Annotated in this window: 9 protein-coding genes; 5 read left to right on the top strand and 4 right to left on the bottom strand. The window is 66.2% G+C overall.

Translation table 11 applies throughout. From position 1 onward, the window contains the following. The first annotated feature begins 76 nt into the window (after positions 1–76). Complete coding sequence (locus tag C0J29_RS21300; protein WP_242460507.1) at positions 77–655, top strand: DoxX family protein; 579 nt, start codon at positions 77–79, stop codon at positions 653–655. Positions 656–679: 24 nt separating this feature from the next. Here the strand turns inward: C0J29_RS21300 and C0J29_RS21295 are convergent, their stop codons facing one another. Beyond that, positions 680–2,119 carry a PE-PPE domain-containing protein gene (locus tag C0J29_RS21295; protein WP_120793477.1) on the bottom strand — a complete coding sequence of 480 codons (1,440 nt, stop codon included), beginning with the start codon at positions 2,117–2,119 and terminating at the stop codon, positions 680–682. After that, complete coding sequence (locus C0J29_RS21290; protein ID WP_120793476.1) at positions 2,116–3,717, bottom strand: PPE family protein; 1,602 nt, start codon at positions 3,715–3,717, stop codon at positions 2,116–2,118. Before C0J29_RS21290 ends, C0J29_RS21295 begins: the two co-directional genes overlap by 4 nt. Before the next feature lie 345 nt (positions 3,718–4,062). On the opposite strand from C0J29_RS21290, the gene C0J29_RS21285 reads away from it, so the two are divergent. Both C0J29_RS21285 and C0J29_RS21280 read left to right on the top strand, forming a co-directional pair. Continuing rightward, positions 4,063–5,775: an ABC transporter ATP-binding protein gene (locus C0J29_RS21285; RefSeq protein WP_231513371.1), complete on the top strand. Its 1,713-nt coding sequence runs from the start codon at positions 4,063–4,065 to the stop codon at positions 5,773–5,775. After that, complete coding sequence (locus C0J29_RS21280) at positions 5,772–7,556, top strand: ABC transporter ATP-binding protein (protein WP_174814854.1); 1,785 nt, start codon at positions 5,772–5,774, stop codon at positions 7,554–7,556. The genes C0J29_RS21285 and C0J29_RS21280 overlap by 4 nt, the downstream gene beginning before the upstream one ends. On the opposite strand, the gene C0J29_RS21275 is transcribed toward C0J29_RS21280, so the two are convergent. Together C0J29_RS21275 and gjpA are read right to left on the bottom strand one after the other, a co-directional pair. After that, a complete protein-coding gene (locus C0J29_RS21275) occupies positions 7,523–8,341 on the bottom strand; it encodes a class I SAM-dependent methyltransferase (RefSeq protein WP_065163101.1) in 819 nt (272 codons plus the stop codon). The genes C0J29_RS21280 and C0J29_RS21275 overlap by 34 nt on opposite strands. A gap of 31 nt (positions 8,342–8,372) precedes the next feature. After that, positions 8,373–9,602: an outer membrane porin GjpA gene (gene gjpA, locus C0J29_RS21270; RefSeq protein WP_162951524.1), complete on the bottom strand. Its 1,230-nt coding sequence runs from the start codon at positions 9,600–9,602 to the stop codon at positions 8,373–8,375. A gap of 416 nt (positions 9,603–10,018) precedes the next feature. Between gjpA and C0J29_RS21265 the strand changes: the two genes are divergently transcribed. After that, complete coding sequence (locus tag C0J29_RS21265; protein ID WP_120793474.1) at positions 10,019–19,060, top strand: non-ribosomal peptide synthetase; 9,042 nt, start codon at positions 10,019–10,021, stop codon at positions 19,058–19,060. Further along, positions 19,057–24,513, top strand: a complete 5,457-nt coding sequence (locus C0J29_RS21260) for a non-ribosomal peptide synthetase (RefSeq protein WP_162951523.1) — start codon at positions 19,057–19,059, stop codon at positions 24,511–24,513. The genes C0J29_RS21265 and C0J29_RS21260 overlap by 4 nt, the downstream gene beginning before the upstream one ends. Positions 24,514–24,524: the final 11 nt, after the last annotated feature.

Genomic DNA, 24,524 nt, shown 5'->3' with positions numbered 1-24,524 from the left:
CAAGGCTGGTGTAACCCCCGGTCCTACAGATGGGTGGAACCCGCGAAGTGCGGGCTTATCAACGTGGAGGATCACCGTGACGACCTTGTACAAACAACCGGCCTTGTACAAACAACCGGCCCTGCCGGTGAAGCTGTGGCACTGGCTTGCCCATCCGCCGACCGACGCGCCGGTGGCGACCCTGCTGATCAGGCTGATGGCCGGCGGAGTGTTCCTGTGGGAAGGGATTCTGAAGTTCGTGTTCCCGAACCAGGGTGTCGGGCGCTTCACCAAGATCGGCATCCCCTTCCCCGAGCTGAGCGCTGATTTCGTTGGTCTGCTTGAGATCAGCGGGGGAGTGCTGTTGCTGCTGGGCTTGTTCACCCGCTTCATCAGCCTCCCGTTCATCGTGGAGATGATCGTCGCGATCCTGTCCACCAAGATCACCATCTTCCTCGGGGTGTCGCCGCTGCCCTTGCCTCCGGTGCCGCCACAGACCGGGTTCTGGGCGGTGCTGCACGAAGTGCGCTCCGAGTACGCCCAGTTGTTGACGGTGACTTTCCTGCTCATCGCCGGGCCCGGCCCGTGGTCGGTCGACGCACTGCGAGCACGACGCCGTGATCGCGGAACGACCAAGGCGACAGACGTCGCCAAAGTGCCGGCGGGAGTTCGCTGACGGAACGGACCGCGCTCCGCGGGGTCAGGCCGTCAGGGGCGGAATGTTGAGCGCGCGCAGCAGCGAACCCAGTCCGGTGGTCACCGCGGACACCGCGGTGACACCGGGCTGGCCGAGGTTGATGGTGAGTCCCGGATCCAGCGACGCGACGTAGGGATAGGTGTCGGGCAGGTATGTCTGCGGCAGCACACCCGCCCATACCAAGTTGGCCTGAACCCCTTGCACGGTTCCCTTGATCAGGTAGCTGCCGACGTTGACCGGATTGATTACCGGGAACAGGCTGGCCGGGGTGGGCAGGTTCGCGTATTCGGTGTTGGCGCCGCCGATATCTCCGTAACCCATATCGATCAGCACCCGTAGCGGCGGCTGTATCAGGTTGAGCAACGGTTGCGGCAGATTCAGCGGCCGCAGCAGCGGCAGGTCCTGGCTTGGAATCATGTAGTAGGTGGTGTTGCCGGTGGCACCGGGAGACACCGGCGCGACGATCGCCGACGCGATCTGCGCGGGCGTGAGGTTTTCGTACGCGGGAGTCGGACTCAGGTGGCCGTAGTACATTCCGGCCAGAGCGTTGGCGTCGGCCAGCAGGTTGAGTGGGTACCGGGGGAAGTGGGCGAACCCGTCGTACTGGATGGTGTAGATCGAGGTGCGGTAGCCCAAATCCGGTGTCGCGCCACTGAATGTCTCGTTGATGCCGGGAAGGTACATCCCGACGAAGCGTTCGAAGAGGCCGCCGTTGGGGTTGTGGGGGTTGCCGGCCAGGACGAAGCTCAGATCCGAGAGTGGCGGCCCGGTAATCGAGCCGTTGGCAACACCTTTCAGATATTCGGTGATGATGGTGGCGCTCTGGGAGAAGCCGAACGCGACGGTGTGCGTGCCCGGTGGTTGGGCGGAGATCGCCTGCTTCAGGATTTGGAGTCCCTGGGCGACCGAGGTGTCGTAGGTCAGGCTGTTCAGCCCGGTCAGCGGGAAACCCTGCTCGGGGGTGGTCAATGCGGTCGGGATGGCCGACTGCGGCGCGATGAGTGGGGCGATATAGGCGTTGTAGATGTTGTTGAGGTAGGTGGCGTTCGGGGTGGGGTTGCCGGTGCCGCCCATGATCAACGTGGTGACACCGCCGGCGAGCGGGCCGGACAGCGTCGTCTGCATCGCCGACGCGCTTATCGCCTCCGCACCGAGATAAGAATTCGACGCCGCGCTCAACGTCCGGACGAAGTTCTGCTGAGCCGCGCCGACCCGCTCACTGAGTGTCTGAAACTCCACGGCGTAATCGGTGAAGAAACGCGCGATCGCGGCCGAAACTTCATCAGCCGCTGCCGAAATCAAACTCATGGTGGGGCGGGCGGCCGCCGCGTTCGCCGAGCCGAGCGCGGCACGGATTGTCTCCAGTTCCGAAGCCGCCGACGCGAGCGCCTCGGGTGTCACGGTGAGCAGCGACGCGCCGCCCCGCAAGTCTGGCCCGCTCATTGCGGACCCTCCTCGCCGGACTCATCGGGCGTCCAGGTGCTGGGTATCATCGGTGTGCTTGGACCACTGCCGAATTCGTCGCCGGCGAGCATCGTCAGCCCGGCGGCGTCGGCCACCACTTCGCGGCGCGCCGTTCCAGTGAAACCCTGTCTCCCCGCGCCCCGGTCCGAGGCAGCTATGGGCGCGGCGTCTGGACCTTGGCCGGTACCGTCATCCAGGTCCATGTACTCGTAGCCGCGGCCGCGCTCCTGCACTCTCGCTGGCCGCTGTCGGCGTTTACGCGCCTTATCTCCCGCCACGGCCGCCAAAGCACCTAAAGTCGAGGCACTTTCGGGAAGCGGTGCCTTCTTCTTGGCGGCGGCTTTTGCGGTAGTGGGGGAGTTCATGCTTATTTGACCGCCGATCAGGTAGGGGAACGGTCCGGCCGGCGTGGTACCAGGCGGCGGTGGCGACCCGGGCATACCAGTCGCGACGGGTGCGGGGCTAGGGATCGGATTGGCCGGCGCGACAGTCGGCGGGGCAGTCGCCGGGGCTGGTGCCGGAGCCGCCACAACCGGGGCGGCGGTCGGAGTCACCGCCGTCACCGGCGAGGGTGGCTCGATCGGGACAGATTCCAGATCTGCGTGAGCGTGCGCGCCCGCCTCCGCGATACCGACGGCGCCGCCGGCTGCCACGCCGGCCAGGGCCGGGCCGGCCAGCAAGGGCGCCAGACCCGCCGCCAAGAGCGGAAAGGTGACCAGAAACTGGATGACCTGGATCGTCACGTCGTACACGATCGCCACTCCGCCGAATGCGTAGGCCGCGGCGAGCAGTGCCGGGTTGTTGCCGGCCGCACCGACAAGCGCCTGCAACAGGGCCGGGTAGCCGCTGGTGGGTGACGAGGCGACGGAGATGTCGTTGAGAATCAGGGACAGCGGATCAGTCCCGGGCGGGACGCTGAACAGGTAGTCCAACAGGGATTGGTTGCCGCCGCCGCCCACTCTGTTGAAGATCTGCTCCACCTGCGTCAGAAATTCGTTCAGCGAGGACAGGGGGTCGGCGGAGGCTGCCGCCGGACTGGCCTTCGCGATCGGCGGCGCTTCCTCGGTGCGGGGTGCCGCGGCCACCGCCGCGATCGAAACGTTCTGGTAGACAGTCATTGTGGTGGCAGCCTGGACCCACATGCGCGCGTAGTCGGCCTCGTTGAGGGCGATCGGGATGGTGTTGATCCCGAAGAAATTCGTTGCCAGCAGGACCGCGTGAGTGGCGTGGTTGGCAACCAGTTCGCCGAGGGTCGGCATCGCGGCCAACGCGGTGGCGTAGCTGACGGCCGCGGTCTCATGCTGAACGGCCGCCGCGGCCGCGTCGGCGGCCGCCTGGGTCAGCCACGCCACATAGGGTGCGTTGGCTGCACCGTACGACGCCCCGGCAGAGCCCTGCCACGCCTGTGTCTGAACAGCGGCCACGAGCGCCGACAATTCTTCGGCCACCGCGATGTACTCCGAACTCAACGAGTTCCATGCCCCGGCCGCCGCCAGTAGCGGGCCCGGCCCGGGGCCGCTGTTGAGCAAGGCCGAATGAACCTCGGGTGGGAACGCCATCCATACCGGCGCGGTCAATGCCAGTCGGACACAATCGGATATCTCTGAGGAATCAGCCGGATCGTCATGGCGGCCACTCAGCTTTCTACTCGCGCTACGGTGCCGGCGGGCCTCGCCCGCCACCAGGCGACCCTAGCAATCTTGCGAAGTGTTTGCAGGTAGAACTGTAGGCGTCAGCGTAACGCAGTTGCGCGCGACCGCGCCAGCACAAATTGCGGGTGCGTACCCGGATTCCGAAGTCGCTGGCGTAGCGCATGATTACCGGGTCGGCCCGCAGCAGGACCGAGATGGCGGAGGAGAGGCGTGGGAGCAGACACTGAACCGAATAACGCGCAGCCGCCGGGAATTCTCAGACCAGCCCGGGTGACCCTCGTCGCGTGCGGCCTGCTGTCGGCGGTCAGCTCACTGGCCGGGATGGCGCCACTGCTGGCGGTCGTGGAAGTGAGCAGACGACTGCTCAACGGTGGCGCGGACGTGTGGCCGATCATCATCGTGGCTGTCGTCGCACTGGCGGCAAAACAGTTGGGCGTGCTGACTGCCGGGGTGCTGACACATCTGGCCGACATCCAGGTGTCTTTCCGAATCCGCCGTGAACTCTTGGCCAAGCTCAGCAGGGTCCCGCTCACTTGGTTCAGCGAGCGCAACTCCGGCATCGTGAAGAAAGCGGTGGAAGACGATGTGGCGGCGCTGCATCGGCTCGTCGCGCACTCGGTCGTAGAACTTAGCGCGGCGTCGGTGCCGCCGGTGGTGGCCTTCGTGTACCTCTTCGCCTTGGACTGGCGGATGGCGTTGGCGACGCTGTTGCCGGTCATCGCCGGGTTCGCCGCATATCAACGCGCAATGGCCAGTGCCGGTACCAAGTATCCGGAGTTCATGGACTGGCTGGTGCGCCTCAACAGCGCGGCAGTGGAATTCGTCAACGGCATCGGCGTGGTGAAGGCATTCGGCACACCAGGCGCGGCGAGCCGACGATTCCGGGACGTTTCAAGGGCTTTCGCGCACTTCTTCCTCGACTGGGCCAAATCCACCAGCGTCGCGGGAGTGACCGCTGAGATCCTGCTCTCACCGCCCAGCATCCTGCTGGTGGTCGCCGCCGCCGGTGGCTACCTCACGGTCAACGGCGACCTCGCGCTGGAAGACTTCATTGCCTTCCTGGTGTTCGGCACCGTCATCACCGCCGGCTGGATGACTGTGCTGATGTCGGTGCACCCACTGGTCACCGCGGTGAAGGTGGCCCGGGAAATCCGTGAACTGCTCTGTATCCCAGAGCTTTCCATACCTGATGAACCGGTGACGCCCGACCCGGCGGCGGCCGGTCCGGTGGTGCGGGTGCGTGACATACGCGTCACCTACGGCGACACAGTCGCGCTCACCGGCATTGACCTGAGCCTGGAACGGGGCACCATCACCGCGCTGGTCGGTCCGTCCGGTTCGGGAAAATCGACCCTGGCCAAGCTGCTGCCCCGGTTCGATGACCCTAGCGCGGGCTCGGTCGAACTTTATGGAGTGGACCTGCGGCGAATCGATCCCGCCGAGCTTTACCGGCAGGTCGCATTCGTGTTCCAGGATTCACACCTGTTGTCCACCATGAGCATCCGCGACAACATCCGCCTGGGTTGTCCCGACGCCAACGACGCGGCCGTGCGCGCGGCCGCGGGCAAAGCCCAAATCCTTTCGAAGATCGAGGGTCTACCGCGCGGATTGGACTCCGTGGTGGGCCAGGACGCGGCGTTGTCCGGGGGCGAGCGGCAACGCGTCTGCATCGCCCGTGCGATTCTCGCCGACCGCCCGATTCTGGTGCTGGACGAGTCCACCGCCAGCGCCGATCCGGAGAACGAGGCGCGCATCCAGGATGCACTCAGTGAGGTCGCAGGGGGCCGGACGGTCCTGGTGATCGCGCATCGACTCAGCACCATCCGGGGCGCCGACAACATCGTGGTATTGGACGGCGGCCGGATCGCCGAATCGGGGAAACATGCAGACCTGCTGGCGGCCGGCGGAAGCTACGCCCGGTTGTGGCAGCAGGAAAGGAACGCCGAGCGCGGCATCATCGGGCAATTGGAGGGTGGGCGGTGATCGTCGTCATTCGTTACCTGCTCGAACTGCTCGACGGTCGTGGGCGCCGCAGACTGCGCACGATGGTGATATTGCAAGGCGCGCAGGGGGTTCTGCAGGGCATCGGTTTTCTGTTCGTCGTTCCGCTCATCGGCGCACTTATCCAGCGCCCCATCAATCAGGGGCAGCTCTGGTTCGCGGTCGCCGCGATCGCATTGACGGTGGCGGTCCATCACCTGTTGCTGGCGTGGAGCACATCGCTGGGCTATCTGGTCGGCACGGACGCGCTGACCGGATTTCACGGGCGGATCGGCGATCACCTGGCCGGCTTGCCGATCGGGTGGTTCGGGCCCGACCGCACCGGGCCCGTCGGACGCCTGGTGGCCAAGGACGCCATCGACGTCGCGGACTTCCCGTCTCATCTGCTGCGCCACGTGATCGTCGGTGTGAGCGCGCCGCTGACGTTGATCGTCGGGAGCTATTTCAGCGACTGGCGTATCGGACTGGCGCTGACGGTGGGCGCCGTATTGTGCGCGCTGTCCGTGCGGATGTTCATGGGCGTCGTGCACCGCAACGACGGCGACTACGAACACGATATCGGGGCTACCGCGTCGCGGATCGTCGAGTACGCGCGCATGCAGCCGACGCTGCGGGCATACGGTGTGTTGGGCCGCCGAGAGTTGGGCACACTCGAAGAATCCCTGCGCAGGCAACAACATTCGCAATCGAAGCTCACCATCCGCGGTGCGTGGGGGCTGATCGGATGCTTCGGCACCATGCAATTGGTGGTGACGGCAGTCATCGCCTTCGCTGTCATGCTGACGGTGCGCGGCGAGCTGGCGCTTCCCACCATGATCGGCTTGCTCATCATCACCCTGCGCATGATCGATCCCATCTCTCAGCTTGGCGACCTCGCGGGGCACGTCCAGGTGACCGCCGACGCGATCATCCGGGTGCGTGAGCTGCTCGCGGTGCCTGCCCTGCCGGAACCTGAGACCGAGATCCCGGCCCCCGTGGACTTCGACGTCGAGTTACGCGGGGTTCGGTTCGGTTACCGCAACGGGGAGAACGTCATTCACGGCGTCGACGCCGTCATGCCGTCGGGCAGTCTGACCGCCATCGTGGGCCCGTCCGGGGCGGGCAAGACCACGTTGCTGCGACTGATCGGCCGGTTCTTCGACGTTGAGGCCGGCAGCATCGGCATCGGTGGCCACGACGTGCGTCAGCTCGGCACCAGCAGGGTCGCGCACTTGACCGCGCACGTCTTCGAAGACGTCTACCTCTTCGAAGGGACCATCGCCGACAACCTCCGGATGGCCGCTCCGGAAGCCTCGGACACCGCGCTCGACCGCGTTGCGGCCGTCTCTCGGTTGGACGAGGTGATCAATCGGCTCCCCGACGGCTGGGAAACCCGCGTCGGCGAAGGCGGATCGGCACTTTCGGGAGGAGAAAGGCAGCGGGTCGCCATCGCCCGGGCACTGCTCAAGGACGCCCCCGTCGTCCTCCTCGACGAAGCGACCGCGGCGCTGGACGTCGTCAATGAGGCGGCAATCGCCGACGCCATCCGGGAACTGGCCGCTGACCGCACCGTTATCGTTGTCGCGCATCGACTTTCGACGGTGATGGAAGCCGACCAGATCCTGGTGCTGGAAAATGGACGCATCACCGCGCGCGGCCGCCATGCCCAATTGCTATCCGGCGGTGGCACCTATGCCCGCTTCTGGCGGGAGCGCCTGCAGGCCCGCGGCTGGCAACTGGGGGCCAAAAATCAGGGAGCGGCTCTGAACAGATTGAATTTGTAGGTGTTGACCATCGACGGCAACAGCCGCGCCAGCACCGACATCCCGATCCGCCGTTTCATTGGCCAGGATTTGGTGATCTCCGGCTGCGGGGTGGCCAGCGTGCGCGTGTCGAGCAACTCGAGTCCGCAGGGCTCGACGTCGCGCGGATCGTCGCAGACCCAGCGCAACCGAGCCTGCACCTTCGCCAGCGACCGGTTGCGGTCCTGCCCAGCGACCATTCGGCTGCCGGCGGTGTCGAACGCCACCAACGAGCCTGGAAACCGTTGTGCCAGTTGGGTGAGAACGCGACGCACGTCCGCGTCGCGGAGATAGATCAAGACGGCCTCGCTCAGGAACAGGTGCGGTCCCGGGGAGGCGGCCACCACGTCCAGCCAGTCGGTGTCCAGCACGGAACCGGCCAGCATCGTGCACCGTTCGCTGTCGCTGAAAAACCGTCGGCGCATGGCGATGGTGTCGGGGAGGTCGAGATCGAACCAGTGGATGCGGCCGTTGTCGAGTCGTTCGAACCTGGTGTTCAGCCCCGTTCCGATCTCGACGACCGTGGCGGCGGGGTGGTCCTGGATGAACCGAGCCGCCCAGGTGTCGAAGATCGACGATCGATACACCGCTCCGGACAACGACGAACCACCGAATCCGCTGAAGTCGTAGTCGATGGTTTCGACGAGGTCGCGTGCCCGGCGATCGCCGAGCACCGGCCGGCGCGATGAGGCGTCGCGGGCTCGGGCGTAGAGCGGAATCAGTAACGTTTCTTGGACCTCGCCCAGGTCCGGAGCGGTCCTGCTCATGAGGTCAGCTTGCCAGTTATCAGGCCAGGTATTACAGCGTGCCGCCCAAGGCATGCCCAAGAATGCTGATCAGACCCGCGGTAGCCCCGATCGGACCCACCGGTATGGCCGGAATACTGAGGGAGCCGCCGGCGAAGTCGTCCGGTGGATAGAATCTGAATTCGAGTCCTAGGGCGTTGAGCATCGAGCCGCCGCCGGTCCCGTAGTAGAGCGGTCCGCTCGCGCCGCTGACCACCTGGCCCGGGCTGAACAGCCCGCCGAAGGCGTAGCTGAGGCCGTCGAGTTGCTCGCCACCCGCGGAGCCGGAAGTGACGAACGGGCCGAAAACCGGTGCCAACGGGTCCAGGTTGAGGGTGGCTCCATTGAAGAACGCGTCGACGACGTGGGCGGGTGTGTCGATCAGATGGCCGAGCGCCGCCGCCGGCGCTCCGCCGGTGAGGTCGGTGAGGATGTTGCCCGCGCTGTTCCACAACGCCACCCCAGGGCTCACAAAGGGTCCGAGAGCTCCGAGCAGCACCCCACTGGCCGGCGACGCAGCGAAATTGGTCAGACCCCTGACGAACGCGGACTCCAGCGTGGACCCTGTCTGGAAATCTCCCAGGCCCGCGAGGCCCTCGTACAGCTGCACATGTACGTCATTGACCGGAACGATCTCCGGAGGAATGACACTTCCGTTTGTCGCCTGGGTGACGCCGCCGAGGGTGTGCTGCACGACGGCCGAGGCGACATCCTGGGGTGCGCCCACCAGGAACACGGATTGCGCTGCGGTCTGCAGGTTTCCGAAGAACGTCGCGGGATTGGCGGCGAACTGGCGCAGCCCGGTGGAGATCCCTGTGGCGAAGGTGTTCAGGCTTGCCCTCGACGCGCCGAAGACCGTCTGGGCATTGGTGAGCGTATTCGAGGCCAGCGCCTGGTACGGGGAGGTGGCAGCCGCAATGGGCGCGCCTGCTGGGGCTGCGCCTTGTAGAACCTGTTGAGCATTAGCGATTTCGGCGCCCGCGTAGGCTGCCGCACTCGTGTTCAGCTGGCTCACGAACTGAGTATGAAACGCCTGCGCCTGGGTGCTGAGAGCCTGGAACTGCCGACCGAAGTCGCCGAAAAGTTCGGCGAGTGCGGCCGATACCTCATCCTGTGCCGCAGCCGCGATCGCAGTCGTGGGACCAGAAACGGTGGCGGTGGCGTCGGCCAGGGACGAACCGATACCCGCCAGATCCTGGGCCGCGCCCTGAACGAACTCGGATGCTGCGATCAGGTACGACATTCGGTGCTCCTGAGCTCTCAGAGTTGACGCGCGCCGGCATTCGAAAGCATCTGCAACTTCCTGCATATGATTCGCATGTAGTAATCTGGTGCCCAGCCTGCTGCTTGTCAAGCAGAAAACGCTCAGCTCACGGCGCGGTCTTTGTTCAGGTGTCCGCGTCGAACCCGCGTGAGTTGATGGCGCTGCCGTGCCGATGATAGGCGCGCAAAACCATTGCGGTGGAGATGATTTGGTGTGCTGCGTGGTCGGATCGGCCGAGTCCGCCGCCCCGGGCCGGGCCATTGATCAGACTCGCCGAAAACTCACTGACGAGAACCCGTGTTGCACATTGTTTGCAGGTAGTAACTTGCTTGGAGAGCTAACCGTTGACGAGGGGGCCGACGCGTCTGCGCCGGTCAGGATCGGAGGAGGAAGGGATGGTGTTCGCGGCGACCGGGACACCGAAACTCTGGACCCGTGAGTTCGAACCCGACCGAGCCGGCGCGCCAATCGATCATCGACGCGTTCCGGAGGTGATCGGCGAGTGGGTGCACCGGCGCCCCGAGGCGGCCGCGCTTCGCATGGTCGACGAGGCGGGCGCGGACGTCTGGACCTACCGGCGGCTGTGGGAACGGGTCTGCCGAATCCGGGACAACGCCTTCGGAGATCTGGAGGTCGGATCGCGTGTTGTCATGGCCCAGGCCGGTGACGCCGACTACGTGGCCGGTTTCATTGCCGCGCTGGACGCCGGGCTCATCCCGGTCCCGCTTTTTCTTCCCGCCGCGGATGCGCCCGAGAGATTTCTACGACGGGCCCGGCACATCTTTCAGGACTGTGAGCCGTCGGCCGTTTACACGAGTGCCGACCTCGTCGGATCGCTGGAACGCGAAGCGCTGCTGGACGGAATCGCGCTGCGGACACCGGATTCGAGCGTCAAAGTCGCACAGCGTCCCACCACCGCCGGTGAGGTCGCCTTTCTGCAGTACACGTCAGGCTCCACCGGCGAACCGAAGGGAATCGTCAACACCCACAAGTCGATGCTGTATCAACGAGCGATCGGGTTGGCGCTGTGGAACCACCAGGATGACATCCGGACCGTCAGTTGGCTGCCGCTGTATCACGATCTCGGCATCTTCTGGGGTGTGTTGCTGGCCCTGGCGACCGGCGGGACCGCGACGGTCATCTCACCCTTCGATTTCGTGCGTAACCCCCGCATCTGGCTGAAGACCGTCCACGATGTGCGCGGAAACTGGATCGCCGGGCCGGATTTCGCCTATCGACTCTGTATTGATGCCTTCGACGACGCCGGCGTCCAGTCCCTGGACCTCAGCTCGCTGCGGCTGGCCATCAACGGTGCCGAACCGGTCCGGCCCGCCACGCTGCGGGACTTTGTGGAGAAATTTCGACCGGCGGGCCTGCGGGCCGACGTCATGGCCCCGCAGTACGGACTCGCCGAAGCCGGGCTGGCCGTTTCGGGTACGACCAAGCCCCGGCAGTGGGTGCAGACCCCTTTCGACGCTGAGCAACTCAACCGGGGGCGTGCGGTCGAAATCGATCCAGCGTCACCAGCGGATCGGCGCACCCACACCCTGGTCAGTTGCGGTGACAGCACACTCGGCTGGGACGTTCGCATCGTCGATCCTGAGCTGTGCGTCGTCCTGCCCGATGGCCGAGTCGGTGAGATCTGGGTAGCCGGAACGGGCCTGCCGGCAGGATATTGGCGACGGCCCGAGCAGACCGCGGACACGTTCGGCGCCAGGACATCCGACGGGTCGGGCCCCTACCTACGCACGGGCGACGCGGGATTCCGCCTGGGCGGAGAGCTGTACATCTGTGGACGGTACCGCGACCTGATCATCGTCGGTGGCGGCAACTACTTCCCGAATGACATCGAGCTGACCGTCGAGGAGGCCGGTTGCGGTGTCGGCAGCGGGGGTGTATGCGCGGTTCAGTCGGAGTCATCGGCCGGGCAGTGGTGGTTGGTCGTGGAAACAGATTCGGCGGCAGAAGATCTCGACGACCTCAGCCGCATCCTGCACCGGCGCATTCTGGCCGCACACCAGACCGCACCGGAGCGCATCGTCTGGGTACGGCCACGGGTCCTGCCCAGAACGACGTCGGGAAAAATCCGCCGGCGTAAGACGCTCGAGCTGCTGGTGGTGGGCAAACTCAATGTGGTGCAACGGGTTACGCCGAAAACCCCGCTGCCGGCCGAGTCGACGGAGTTGGCAACGCGCGTCGCGGATCTGCTCGGCATGGCGTGGTGCGACCTTCGTGGTGAGACGGATCTGGTGGCGCTGGGTCTGACATCGGCGATGACGGCACAGGTCGTGGAATGGGCGGCAGCGCGGTCACGGCACTTGGACTTCGCTGACCTCTATGCCCAACCCACCCTGGACAATTGGCAGCGACTCTACGACGCCGCCGCGCTTACCAGCGCGCCGCACATCCGCTCCGACGGATCGATGACGGCTTTGCAACGCGCATACTGGATCGGTCGCGGCGCCGAGCAACCGCTCGGCGGGGTGGGCTGCCAGACCTACTTCGAACTCAGCGGCGGGGCCATCGACGTGGATCGGCTGGATGCCGCGCTGGACGGGCTGGCCCGCCGGCATCCGATGTTGCGCAGCACGTTTCCCGATGCCGATCGATTCCGCATCGCTCCACAGAACATCCACGCGCCGCTGCGGCTTCACGATCTGACCGCTGCGACCCGCACCGACTGCGACCGGCACCTCGGCGAAGTCCGCGCCCGACTGCGCACACACCGATTCGCCATCGAGGTAGGAGACACCTGGCGGGTCGAGCTCACTCAGCTAGCCGATCGCTGCATTCTGCACTTCGCGGTCGACCTCATCATCGCCGACTTGGTCAGCATCGGCATCTTCCTGCGGGATCTGGCCGCGCTCTACCGTGGTGACGAATTGCCTGGGCTTTCAGCCACGTTCGAGGTGGTGGCCTCGACGCGGCCGTCGTCACGCGCCGACGTCGAGCAGTTGCCCGAAGGCCCGCAGCTGCCCCGGGTCTCCGAGCGGGAGGTGTTTTTCCGACGGAAGCAACACGCGCTGAACCAGGCCTCGACAGCGTCGTTGGACGCGGCGTGCCGCGCCCACGGCGTGACCCGCGCCGCGGCCTTCCTCGCCGCTTATGTGCTGGTGTTGCAGCGCTGGAGCACCACACGCGACTTCCTGGTCAACGTCACGACGTTCGGACGTCCGCCGGGTCTGGCGGACGTGATCGGTGACTTCACCCAGACGCACCTGCACCGCACCGGCGAGCATGGTGCGACCGGTTTCGCCGAGCAGGCGCGCCAAGCGCAGCGGGGTCTGCGTGCCGCACTCGCTGCGCCGGAATCCACCGAGCTGATGGCGGATCAACTGCAGACGGGTGCCGGACACAGCGGAATCGCCCCAGTGGTGTTCACCTATGCGGCCGATACCACCGTGCTGCGGCAGGCCGACGCCGAAACTCTAGGCGCCGTCGGCGAAGTGACGTCGATGACTCCGCAGGTGATCATCGACAACCAGGTCGGCGCGCTCGGCGAGGAGCTGATGGTGTCCTGGGATTACCGCGCGGGCTGCTTCCCCGATGGTGTCATCCCCGACATGTTCGCGGCATACGTCGGGCTGCTGGAGCGCCTCGGCGCCCACGACTGGGCCGTACCGGTGTCGATCGGGCTGCCGTCGCATTCCGCCCTGGTTCGTCAACAACGTAACGCCACGACCGGGCCTACGCCGCGTGCCGGGCTTTACCAGGCATTCCGGGAGCACGCTCGACGCGATCCCGCCGCGATCGCGTTGCGCTGGGCCGCCGACGAATTCGGGCCAGCCCCCAACGGCGACCCGATCGCTGCCGATCGTAGGAACCTCACGTACGGGCTGCTGGACGAGCTGGCATGCCGTGTCGCCGGGGCGCTGGCCGCCCGGCACGCGCCGGGCTCGGTCATCGGAATACAGCTTCCCAAGGGGCCCGCACAGGTCGTCGCCGTGCTCGGAGTTTTGATGTCCGGCTGCAGCTATCTCCCTATCGGTGTCGACCAGCCCGGCGAGCGGTTCGCCCGCATCTGCACGCTGTCCGGAATGGCGGCCCTGATTCGGTCGCCAGGCCAGGAGAGCAGTGCGGTCGCCATGGGCCCGCTGATGCACGACATCGGGTCACTGCTGCGGACCCCGCCGGCCGACCCGACTCCGGTGGATCCGGACGGCATCGCCTACGTGATCTACACTTCCGGCTCAACGGGCGAACCCAAAGGCGTTCTCATCTCGCACGCGGCGGCGCTGAACACGATCGTCGACGTGAACCGCCGGAACGCGATCGGCAAGGCCGACGTCCTGCTGGCGTTGTCGGCGCTGGACTTCGACCTCAGTGTGTACGACATCTTCGGACCGCTGAGCCGCGGCGCCAGCATGGTGACGATTTCGGAGGAGCACCGGCGCGACCCGTTCCGTTGGAAGTCGCTGATCTCCGAATTCGGGGTAACCGTGTGGAATTCGGTTCCACCGTTGCTGGACATGCTGCTGATCGCGGCGGCGGAAGACCCGAGTGCGCTGTCGACCGTGCGTGCGGTGTTTCTCTCCGGGGACTGGATTCCGCTGGACATGCCGGCGCGCCTGCGCGGTGCCGCCCCGCAGGCGCGGCTGGTCGCCATGGGGGGCGCCACCGAAGCCGCCATCTGGTCCAACGAGTACGTCGTCGCCGACGTAGACCCCGACTGGTCATCGGTGCCGTACGGATATCCGTTGTGCAATCAGGTATTCCGGGTCGTCGACCACAGCGGCCAGGACAGCCCCGACCACGTGGCGGGCGAGTTGTGGATCGGTGGAACGGGTGTCGCGTTCGGCTACCAGCGGGCACCCGCGCTGACTGCCGAGCGTTTCGTGGCGGGCGGGGAGGGGCGCCGGTGGTATCGCACCGGCGACCTCGGATGCTATCGGCCTGACGGCACCCTGCACTTTCTCGGACGAGTGGATGCCCAGGTCAAGATCAACGGGCACCGGGTGGAATGCGGTGAGATCGAACACGTGCTGCGGAAGCATCCGGGAGTCAGTGGCGCGGCGGTGGTCCCGATTCACCGCAACAGGGCGCTGGGTGCCATCGTCGTCGGAGATTGCGGCACTGCAGAACTGAGCGCCGCCGACTTGCGCGAGTACCTCGAGTCACGGTTACCGCAGTACATGATTCCGGCCTCCTTCCGCTTCGGCTCCTCGTTGCCGCTGAGCAGCAACGGAAAGGTCGATCGCCGCAAGGCCGCACTGGACGTAGAGGCCTGCGCACCGGCGGTATCGCGCGGGCACCCGACCGGTGCGCTGAGCGCGGTAGAACAACTGGTCGCCGGTGTGTGGTCGGCCGTACTGGACTCAGCGATCACCAGTCGCGATGACAACTTCTTCCGGCACGGCGGGGACAGCCTGCGGGCCACGCAGGTCGCCGTGGAACTGAAACGCCGGGGTGTGCGCGGCGGAGACGTGGGTCAACTCCTCAAGCGTCAAACGTTGGGTGAGTTCTGCTCGGTGTGTGTCGCCGGCCCGCTCCCCGAGGATGCGGCCGAAGACGCCGTCGCGACCGTCGCGGGTGCGTTTCCGCTGACGCGTCTGCAGCAGGCCTATGTGCTCGGTAGCGCTGGACTGAACGGATCCGTTTGTGCGCCGACGTATTTCGCGGTGATTCTGACGTCGGGCGAGGACGATATCGACCGAGGCCGCTTCGCCGCCGTGGTCGGGCGGTGTATCGACGAATTCGAAGTGCTGCGTTGTGGGTTGGATACCGACAGCGGACAGCGTGTGCACCCCTCCGCGGGCCCGGTGGCTGTCACGACGGTAGACGGCATCGACCCCGACGTGCTGATGCAACGTATGGCCACCGCGACGTTCGATCCGCACGCGGTTCCGACCGTCCAGTGTTTTGCGCTCACCGACTCGTCGCGCCACATCGGGCTGTTGATCAACTACCTCAGCCTCGACGCGCGCAGTCTGACCACGGTCATCGCGACCATCGTCGCCGATTACCAGCGCGCCCCACGGCCATTTGAGGTTGATTGCAGCGCCGCCGTTTTCGCCCGGTTCGCGGGCGCCGCGACACCCCACAACGGCTTCGCGCATGGACACGGCCCGCCGCCCGTGCTGCCGTTGAGCGTCGGCGACCCCGGCCAGAACACCAGGGTCCGATTCACGCGGTCCACCTTCACCCTCGACGCGCATGAGTTCGGACAACTGCGCGAGCGGGCATCGCGCACGGGTGTCACCCCCACCGCACTCATTTTTGAGGCTTTCGGCGCGGCGCTGTATGCGATGGGTGCCGGCCCGCGGTTCGCGCTCGTGGTGCCCACATCACACCGGCCCGACTACGCCCCGGCGGGCCGCGAGGTGCTGGGCAACTTCACCCGACTGATGCTGTGCGACCTCGACTACGGCGTCGCCCAACCTGGCTCCGAGGAGGCAGTCACTGCCGCGCAAGAGCAATTATGGTGTGCGGTCGGCGATCCTGGTGACGCGACCGGGCACCTTGCCGCGCTGCGGGCAGCCGGATCGGCTGGGTATCCGGTCGTCTTCACCAGCACGCTGGGTCTGGTCCCGCACAGGGCCGCCGAGTTGTCGAGCCTTCGCACCCTGACCCAAACTCCGGGGGTGTGGCTGGACTGCCAGGTCGAAGACGACCGGGGAGGTGCCCGGATCAGCTGGGACGTCGCCGTCGGCGTCATCTCCGAACAGCCACTGACACAGGCATTCTCGTACTTCGAAGGCTTAGTGCGCGACAAGGACAGCACCGGGCCGCCCCCGCACGCCGGGGACTCTGATTGGCCCACCGCGGTGATCGAGAGAGCGAGGCGGTTGTACCGCCGTGATCAGGTGCGCCCGGAGTATGCGGACTTGGTGCGGCGTTGGGAACACCTGGGCAGCGACGGTACGGCGGCGCGGCATGACACCGAACGCGCGGCCCGCCGGGTGGCTGACATCGTCACCGGCGCCGCATCGCCACAGACCCTGATCGGTGACCCACAGCTCGCCCCCGAGGCCCTGTTGCTCGCCGATGCGCGCCTGCAGCAGGCGCTCGACGACCTCACCGAGCGCGTTTTCGCGCATTCGCGCCAAGTCGGCCGACGGCTTCGGATCCTGGAGATCGGCTCGCGAACCGGTTTGGTCTCCCAGCGGCTCACCAGTCTGATCGGCGCGGTCGCCGAGGAGTACCTGTGCTTCGAGCCGAACCCCGTACTGGCAAGCATTGCCGCCGGACGGAACATGGAATCGGGTGTCCGGCGGCTTACTTCGGGCCAACAGATCGAAGTGACCGAGGTGGATGTCGTCATCTGCTGCGGCTCCCTGCACCAGATCGCGGACGCGGGCTCGGTGCTCGACGCGGTCACCGTGTCCAAAGACGGCTGGCTCTGGGTAGCCGAAGTCTGCGAGGTCACCTCGGCGACACTGATCAGCGCAGCCCTGCTGAATCCCGATCTACTCTCGGCCGGATCGCTGCCCGCGGCGCACGAGTGGTGGCAGTTTGTGGCGCAACGGCATTGGCAACCGGCGCAGATGACGCAGGACGGGCCCGGCCTGACTATCATCGCCCACCCGCGGCGCAGCGATCGGCGGCTGCCGGTACCGCGCCCGTCCGGCATCGCGCCGCCGGTGGCAGGGGAGTCGCGCGTCCGGGTCGTGGACGAGTCGGCGCTGGCGACGATCGCGGGAATCTGGCGTCGGCACTTGAACATTGCCGCGTCTGCCCCGCCCGCTGCCGACGACGATTTCTTCCTGCTCGGCGGCGACAGCCTGGTGGCAACCCGGGTGTACGCCGATTTGCAACGCGCCGGATTCAACCGGCTGTCCCTCGTCGACCTGTTCAACTATCCGGTGCTGGCCGACCTCGTCGAGCACGCGGGGACGCCCGCCGCAGCGCATCCAGGTCAGCAGCAGGCGGCCATCCCGGCCGCTGACCAATCGACGTTTCCGCTCACCGTCGTCCAACAGGCCTACCTGGCCGGCCGCTTCGGCGGATTCATGCTCAGTGGCGTTGCCGCACACTGCTATTTCGAATTCGAGGTGCACGAATTCGACATGGCGAAATTCGAGACGGCCGCGCGGCAACTCATCGAGCGCCATCCCGGCCTGCGTGCCACGGTGACGCGCGAGTCGTCGCGCTGGTGCGCGGTGGTGCATCCGGCTCCGATCGAACCGGTGCTACGTGTCTGTGACGAGGTGCGGACGACGATGCTCGACCAGGTCATCGACCTGACGACGCGGCCGGGGATCGACCTCGGCGTCCAGCTGTCTCGGGGCGGACCCGCTGTCGTCGGAATCAGCATGGACAACATCATGCTGGACGGCACCAGCATGATGCTCGCCCTGGCGCAGCTGGCATACCTCTACCGGGGTGGCGACGCCGATGAAATACCCTCGCCACCAATAACATTCGCGAGCTATGTGGCCGGTCACCCGGAATTGTGGCCCGACACCGACGAAAGCGGAGTGCCGAAGCTGGCCGCCAGCCGTGACTATTGGCGTGCCCGCCTGGGCTCGCTGCCGGCGGCGCCGCAGTTGGCCGCAATGCAGGTGCTGCTGGCCATCGACAAGCCGGTGTTCGAGCGGGTGAACGCCACTGTCGACTCGAAAGACTGGCGACGGATAACCGCGGCGTGCCGCTCCGAACGGGTAACCGCTGCCGCGTTCTTGCTGGCTCACTACGCGCGGGTGCTCGGCCGGTGGTCGGGCAACGACCACTTCTGCGTCAACGTCACTCTGTTCGACCGGGACCCCGATGTGCCGGGGATCGAACACGTCATCGGCGACTTCACCTCGTTGCTGCTACTGGAATGCCACGTCGACACGGGCGCGTCGATATGGGAACAGGCGCGCCGGTTGCAGCAACAGCTGGTCACCGACCTGCCCCACCGTGCTGCCGACGCCGTATGGCTGCAGCGCGAACTGTTGCGCCACCACGGCCAACCGGCCAGAGCGGTGTATCCGGTGGTGTTCACCAGCGGGCTCGGCCTGATCGACCTGTCGCGTGAAGCGCCTTTCGACTTGGGGCGGCTGGTATTCGGCCTCTCTCAGACTCCGCAGACGGTGCTGGACTTTCAAATGTGGGAGAACGCCGGGGGACTGTCGCTCTCGTGGGACTTCGTCGCGCAGGCGATTCCGCCGGAAGCCGCGCGGCACCATCTGGACACGATGGTCGACGATATGTTGTCGGCGATCAACCCGGCCGCTGTGCCGCCGGATGCTGTCGGCGACGAACTCAGCGAGAAGGTCCTGCGGGTATGCGCCGCTGCGCTCGGCATGTCACGAGTCGCCCCGACGGACAACTTCTTTCAGCTCGGCGGGGACTCGGTAAGTGCAACAAGGGTGGTGGAACAACTCAGCCGGGAGCTGTCGACCGCTGCGACGCTGCGCCTGTTGTTCGAGCACCCGGTGATCGGTGATTTCGCGGCTCAACTCAGGACTGTCGTCGGCGGCGCCGAATCGGAGTTCGAAGAGGGCGTGCTGTGAGCGCCGCCGGGTTGATCGAGCAGGTGCGCAGCATGGGTGTGCAACTCTGGGTCGACGGCGCGAGCCTGCGCTTCAGGGCTCCGCAAGGAGTGCTGGACGCCGAACTGAAAGCGCAACTGTCGGCAGCCAAGTCAGACCTCATCGAGGAGCTGAACCGTGAGACCGAGGTGCTGCGGGCACCGCAGGACAGGTTTGAGCCCTTTCCCCTCACCGACGTACAGGCCGCTTATTCGGTCGGCCGAACATCTGCCTTTCGATGGGGTGGCGTCGGGTGCCACGGCTACGCGGAGTTCGCCGTCGATCACACGGTGGCCAGGCCCGACGCCCGCGCGTACCGCAACGCATGGCACAAAGTCGTGGAGGCCCACGACATGTTGCGCTGTGTCGTCCAGCCCGACGGTTACCAGGTGATAAGCCCAGGCCTGGCGGACGGTCTCACGGTTCTGGAAAGCGCCGACCACCAGCGGATCCTTGATGAGCGCGCACGCATCGCGCAGGAACTTGCCCAACGGACCTATCCGCTGGGCCACGGCCCGATGTACGACATCGTGGTGACGATCGGACCCCGCGACACGCTGGTGCACGTCTCGGTCGATCTGCTGATCGCGGATTTCGTCAGCATTTCCGTCCTGATGACCGACTTTGGCCGGTCGCTCCTCGCGCCGGAAATTCCGTTGCCTGGCCACGATTTCAGCTTTCGCGACTATCTGCTTAACCTCGTCCGTCACCGCGGCACGGTTGCCGGGTCCTCGCGCCGGCGGCGAGATCTCGCCTACTGGCAGGCACGCCTCGGACAGCTTCCACCGCCGATTTCGCTGCCGATGCGACCCGTCGATTCAGCGCCCGAGTTCGCACCGACCTTCACGCGACGCTCGATGCGGCTGGCGGCTAACCAATTTGCCGAATTCAGCCACCTCGCGACGCAGCACGGGGCCACCGCCAGCGTCGCAATCACCGCCGCATTCGGCAGCGTGCTGGGTCGGTACGGTGAGTCTGACCATTTCCTGCTGACCCTGACCACCATGAACCGCCACCCCTTCACCCCCGACGTCAGCCGGCTGGTCGGGGACTTCACCGGGACGAGCCTGTTGGAGATGGACGTCCGTGACGGGCGCCCCTTCACTGAGCTGCTCCGTACGGTCGGCGGACGTCTGTTCGAGGACATGGACCACGCCGCCGTCGGCGGCGTCGAGGTCGCGCGCATGCTGGCCCAGAGCGACGAGAATCGCGGCGCACACTCACCTGTGGTGCTCACCTCGACACTTGGCGCCGGCATCAGGCAGGACCTGGGCGCCGATGCGTCATTCCTGCGCCCGGTGCCGGGCCGTGGTCTGAGTCAGACTCCCCAGGTGCTGCTGGACTGCCAGGTGTTCGAGACCGGTGGGGAATGCGAGATCAATTGGGATACCCGGGATGGGGCGATCAGCGACGAAATACTCGACCGGGCCTTCGCCGACTTCCGCGACGTGCTGCAGACGCTCAGCACCGACCCCGAGGCGTGGCGCCGTCCCGTGCTGCCGGTGGTGGCTCCGGCGCTCACACCCATCACTGAGACCAGCGAAGCCACGCTTCTGCATTCCGGTTTCATGCACCATGCCGGGCACGCGCCGGACGCGGTGGCCATCCGGCAGGGCGACGAGTGCACCAGCTACGGTCAGTTAATGGCCGCCGCCCACGCGGTCGCGGTCGAGTTGTCAGTCGCTGGTGTCGGCAGCGGCGACTATGTCGCAATCCGCCTGCCGGAAGGGCGAAGTCAAGTCGCCGCCATGCTGGGTACCCTGCTGGCCGGCGCCGCCTACGTGCCGCTCGACGTCGAATGGCCGGATCAGCGGACCGCACAGATCATCCGGCAGTGCTCACCAGCCGTCGTCTGCGAACCCGGCGGACCGATCGACGACCTCCTGAACGAATCGGCCGCCTGGCATCCGCGCAGCCTGGTCATCGAACCGGCCGTGCCCACACCCGATGACATCGCCTATGTGATCTTCACGTCGGGTTCGACCGGAATTCCGAAGGGAGTCATGGTCACTCATCGCGCCGCGATGAACACGGTGGCCGATATCAACGACCGGCTGCGTATCACAGCCGGTGACGCGGTGCTCGCGGTCTCGCGGCACACCTTCGACCTGTCGGTGTACAACGTCTTCGGGTTGCTCGCGGCGGGCGGCACGATCGTGTTCGCCGAAGGCGGCGCGCGAAACGACCCCCGGGCATGGGCCGATGCCATCTCGAAACACCGTGTCACGGTCTGGAATTCGGTCCCGGCGCAGATGCAACTTTTGCTGGACGATGCCGGGGGCCGCACGTTGCCCACCCTGCGGCAGATCATGTTGTCCGGCGACTGGATCCCGGTCTCCCAACCCAGACAGATCTCATCGTTGGCGCCGCAGGCGTCAATGCTCAGTCTCGGTGGTGCGACAGAGGCGGCGGTCTGGTCGATCTGCCACCCGATGGAGCCGCGCCGCTACACCCGCAGCGTTCCGTACGGGACGGCGATGCGCAACCAGGCTGTCCATGTCCTGACCCACCGCGGCGAGCCGGCCGCGCCGTGGCAGATCGGCGAGATTCACATCGGCGGAGCGGGTCTTGCGCAAGGCTACGTTGCGGACCCCGCCCTGACCGCGGCCGCGTTCATCACCCACCCCGTAAGCGGTGAGCGACTTTACCGGACCGGTGATTACGGCCGGGTCACCGACGACGGCGTGATCGAGTTGCTCGGACGGCGGGACAATCAAATCAAGATCCGAGGGCACCGGATCGAATTGGCGGAAGTGGAAGCGGCGCTGAGCGCCCTGCCGGGGGTGCGGGCCGCGATGAGTGCCGCCATCGGCGTATCCCCCCACGAACTGACCATCGCTGCGGCAGTGGTCCCGGACATCGCCGACGACGAGGAGCACTCCCGGCGGGACCGCCGCGCGGCGGCAGTCCAACGCGCTCTGGACAAGGCGCACCGGCATCAGATCGCCGATCTCGAGGTAGACCAGGTGCTGCACTTCGCCTCTGCCGCCCGCGCGACCGCATTGGCGAGCATGTCTGCCGCGCTGGGCACGGTCGTGCGCGCGGGTGAACGTATCGCTATCGCCGAACTGGCCGGCCGGCTGTCGCTCCCGGACCGGTTGAACCGGTTGTTCCACCGCTGGCTCGATGCGCTCGCCGACGATGGCCGAGTCCGGCGGCTGGCCGGATCGCAGATTGAACTGGTTGAGCATCAGCGGCTTTCGGACTGCGTCGGTGACTGGCAGCGAGTCCGTGAGCTGGGCGCGGAGGTCGACTACGGCGACGATCTGCTGGCGTATGTGGGGGAATGCATCGAGCACCTGCCCGGCCTGTTGGCGGGCACCGTCGATCCGCTGCAACTCCTTTTTCCGGAGGGCACCGTGGACACCGCGACGGCCGCATACCGTGACAATCTGCTCAGCCGTTACACCAATCACGTTCTGATATCCGGTATCACCGCGCGCGCCGGGCGAGCGACGGAGCAGCGGACGCTACGAGTCCTCGAGGTCGGTGCCGGTGTAGGCGGTACGAGCGTGGGATTGATCACCGCGCTCGCGCCCTATCCCGTGCACTACACCTTCACCGACGTTTCCCACTTCTTCCTCGCCCGCGCTCGAAACCTGTTCGCAAAGCATGATTTTGTTGACTATCGTCTCTTCGACATCAATCGGCCACCGGCAGAGCAGGGCTTCACCGCGGGCTCGTTCGACGTCGTCGTGTGCGCCAATGTGCTGCACAATGCGCTCGACATCGACGACGCGCTCGTCATGCTGGATCGCCTGCTGGCGCCCGGAGGGTCACTGGTCTTCGTCGACGCGACGGCCGTCAACCATCCACTGATGATCTCCATGGAATTCAAGGAAGGCTTGCACGGCTTCACCGACGTGCGCGCGCAGACGAACTCGGCATTTCTCACCTATGCGCAATGGGACGACGCACTGCGTCGGTCACCATTCGGCAAGGTGCAGAGTTTTCCTCCGCCCGAGCATCCCCTGGGCTTGCTCGGTCAGCATGTGTTCTGGTGCGACGCAACATCTCCCGCCCAGGCGCTGCGGCCGGCAGAACTGATCGAGGGTGCCCGGCGGGCACTGCCGGTTTATATGGTTCCCCAGCAGCTGGTCTGTCTGCCGGCATTCCCGCTGACTGCCAACGGCAAGATTGACCGGCGCGCGGTGATCGCCGAACTCGAGGCGCTCCGGGACGCGGCCCGGGTCACCGCCGGCGAGGCGGGACGTTCGGCGATTCTGGACGGAATGCAGTCCCGCATCGGCGCCATCTGGGCGTCGGTGCTGGGCTTGGGCGTCGACCAGATGTCGCCCAGCTCAGACTTTTTCGCACTCGGCGGCGACTCGCTGCTGATGGCGCAGGCGATCGGGCGGATTCGTCGGGAGGTCCCCGAAGCATCCGGACTGGCGTGGGATGAACTGCTCCGTGCGATGGTGAGCAATCCCACCTTGGCCGCTGCCGCCGATGCGGTGCGCCGCCCCGCGGCGGACTGCTCAACGGGTGCGTGCACGCCTGTCGCGTCGCCACTGGTCTATCTCGGTGCGGGCCAGGGCTTTTCCACGGGCGGCGAGATCGCGGTGCTGGTCCACGACGGAAGCGGGGGACTGGCCCCGTACGACAAATTAGTTCCGTACCTGCAGGCGAGGGGCCGGGTACCCGAGCTGTACGGGCTGCGCAGGGTGCCCGGTGACGGGTATTCCCAGATCCCGCCCGCTGAGCTTTTCACCACGCTGGCCGCCCGCTACAGCGAACCGGTTGTCGACCTTGCGCCGGAGAAGGTTCACCTGCTCGGCTACTGCATGGGCGGCCTGCTGGCCGCCGAGATCGCCAAGCGCCTCGAAGAGGCCGGCATCGCCGTCGAAACCGTTACCGTCGTTAGCTCATACCGGGTGCCCATGGACGTGGAAGACGACGACATCCTCGACTACTGCTTCGCCCAGATCCTCAGAGTTCCACCCGAAGTGCTCGGGATGCACGTCGACGAGGATGCGGTGCGCGGCGCGTTCACCCGGGCCCGGTCACGGTATGCCGATGTCATACCGGCGGGGGCGCTGCGCAGCGTCGCCGAGCCCGTGCTTGCCGAGTGCCTGCAGCGAAGTGCGCAAGCCGGACCGGCACGGCTGCGCCTGCTGGCGGAATCCGGGGTCCTGGGACGGTCGTGGGACGTGGACTCGTTGAGCGAACTGCGGTCGGTGTTCGTGCACAGTCTCCGCGCAGTGGTGCACGGCGCGGCCGAGCCGTTCCTGGGCGACATCCACTTCCTCCGACAGCGCGGTGACATCCACTTCCTGCCCACATTGCAGGAGGACATGACCGCGTTCTGGTCGGACTACTGCCTGGGCACGTTGACCATCAGCACCATTGACGGCAACCATTTCGACTGTCTGACTGGCGATAACGCGGAATCCGTCGCCGGGCTGCTGGCGAATTCCTGGGTCACAAACTCGTGAAGGTACTGCTG

This window comes from Mycobacterium paragordonae (assembly GCF_003614435.1).
Taxonomy (GTDB): Bacteria; Actinomycetota; Actinomycetes; order Mycobacteriales; family Mycobacteriaceae; genus Mycobacterium; species Mycobacterium paragordonae.
Note: the sequence above shows the minus strand (reverse complement) of the source record. Positions and strands in the feature narration are given on the sequence as shown.

What these genes read in the sequence shown, in the direction of transcription:
- C0J29_RS21295 (WP_120793477.1), bottom strand. Translation starts at nt 2,119, where the DNA reads ATGAGCGGGCCAGACTTGCGGGGCGGCGCGTCGCTGCTCACCGTGACA.
- C0J29_RS21275 (WP_065163101.1), bottom strand. Translation starts at nt 8,341, where the DNA reads ATGAGCAGGACCGCTCCGGACCTGGGCGAGGTCCAAGAAACGTTACTG.
- gjpA (WP_162951524.1), bottom strand. Translation starts at nt 9,602, where the DNA reads ATGTCGTACCTGATCGCAGCATCCGAGTTCGTTCAGGGCGCGGCCCAG.
- C0J29_RS21265 (WP_120793474.1), top strand. Translation starts at nt 10,019, where the DNA reads ATGGTGTTCGCGGCGACCGGGACACCGAAACTCTGGACCCGTGAGTTC.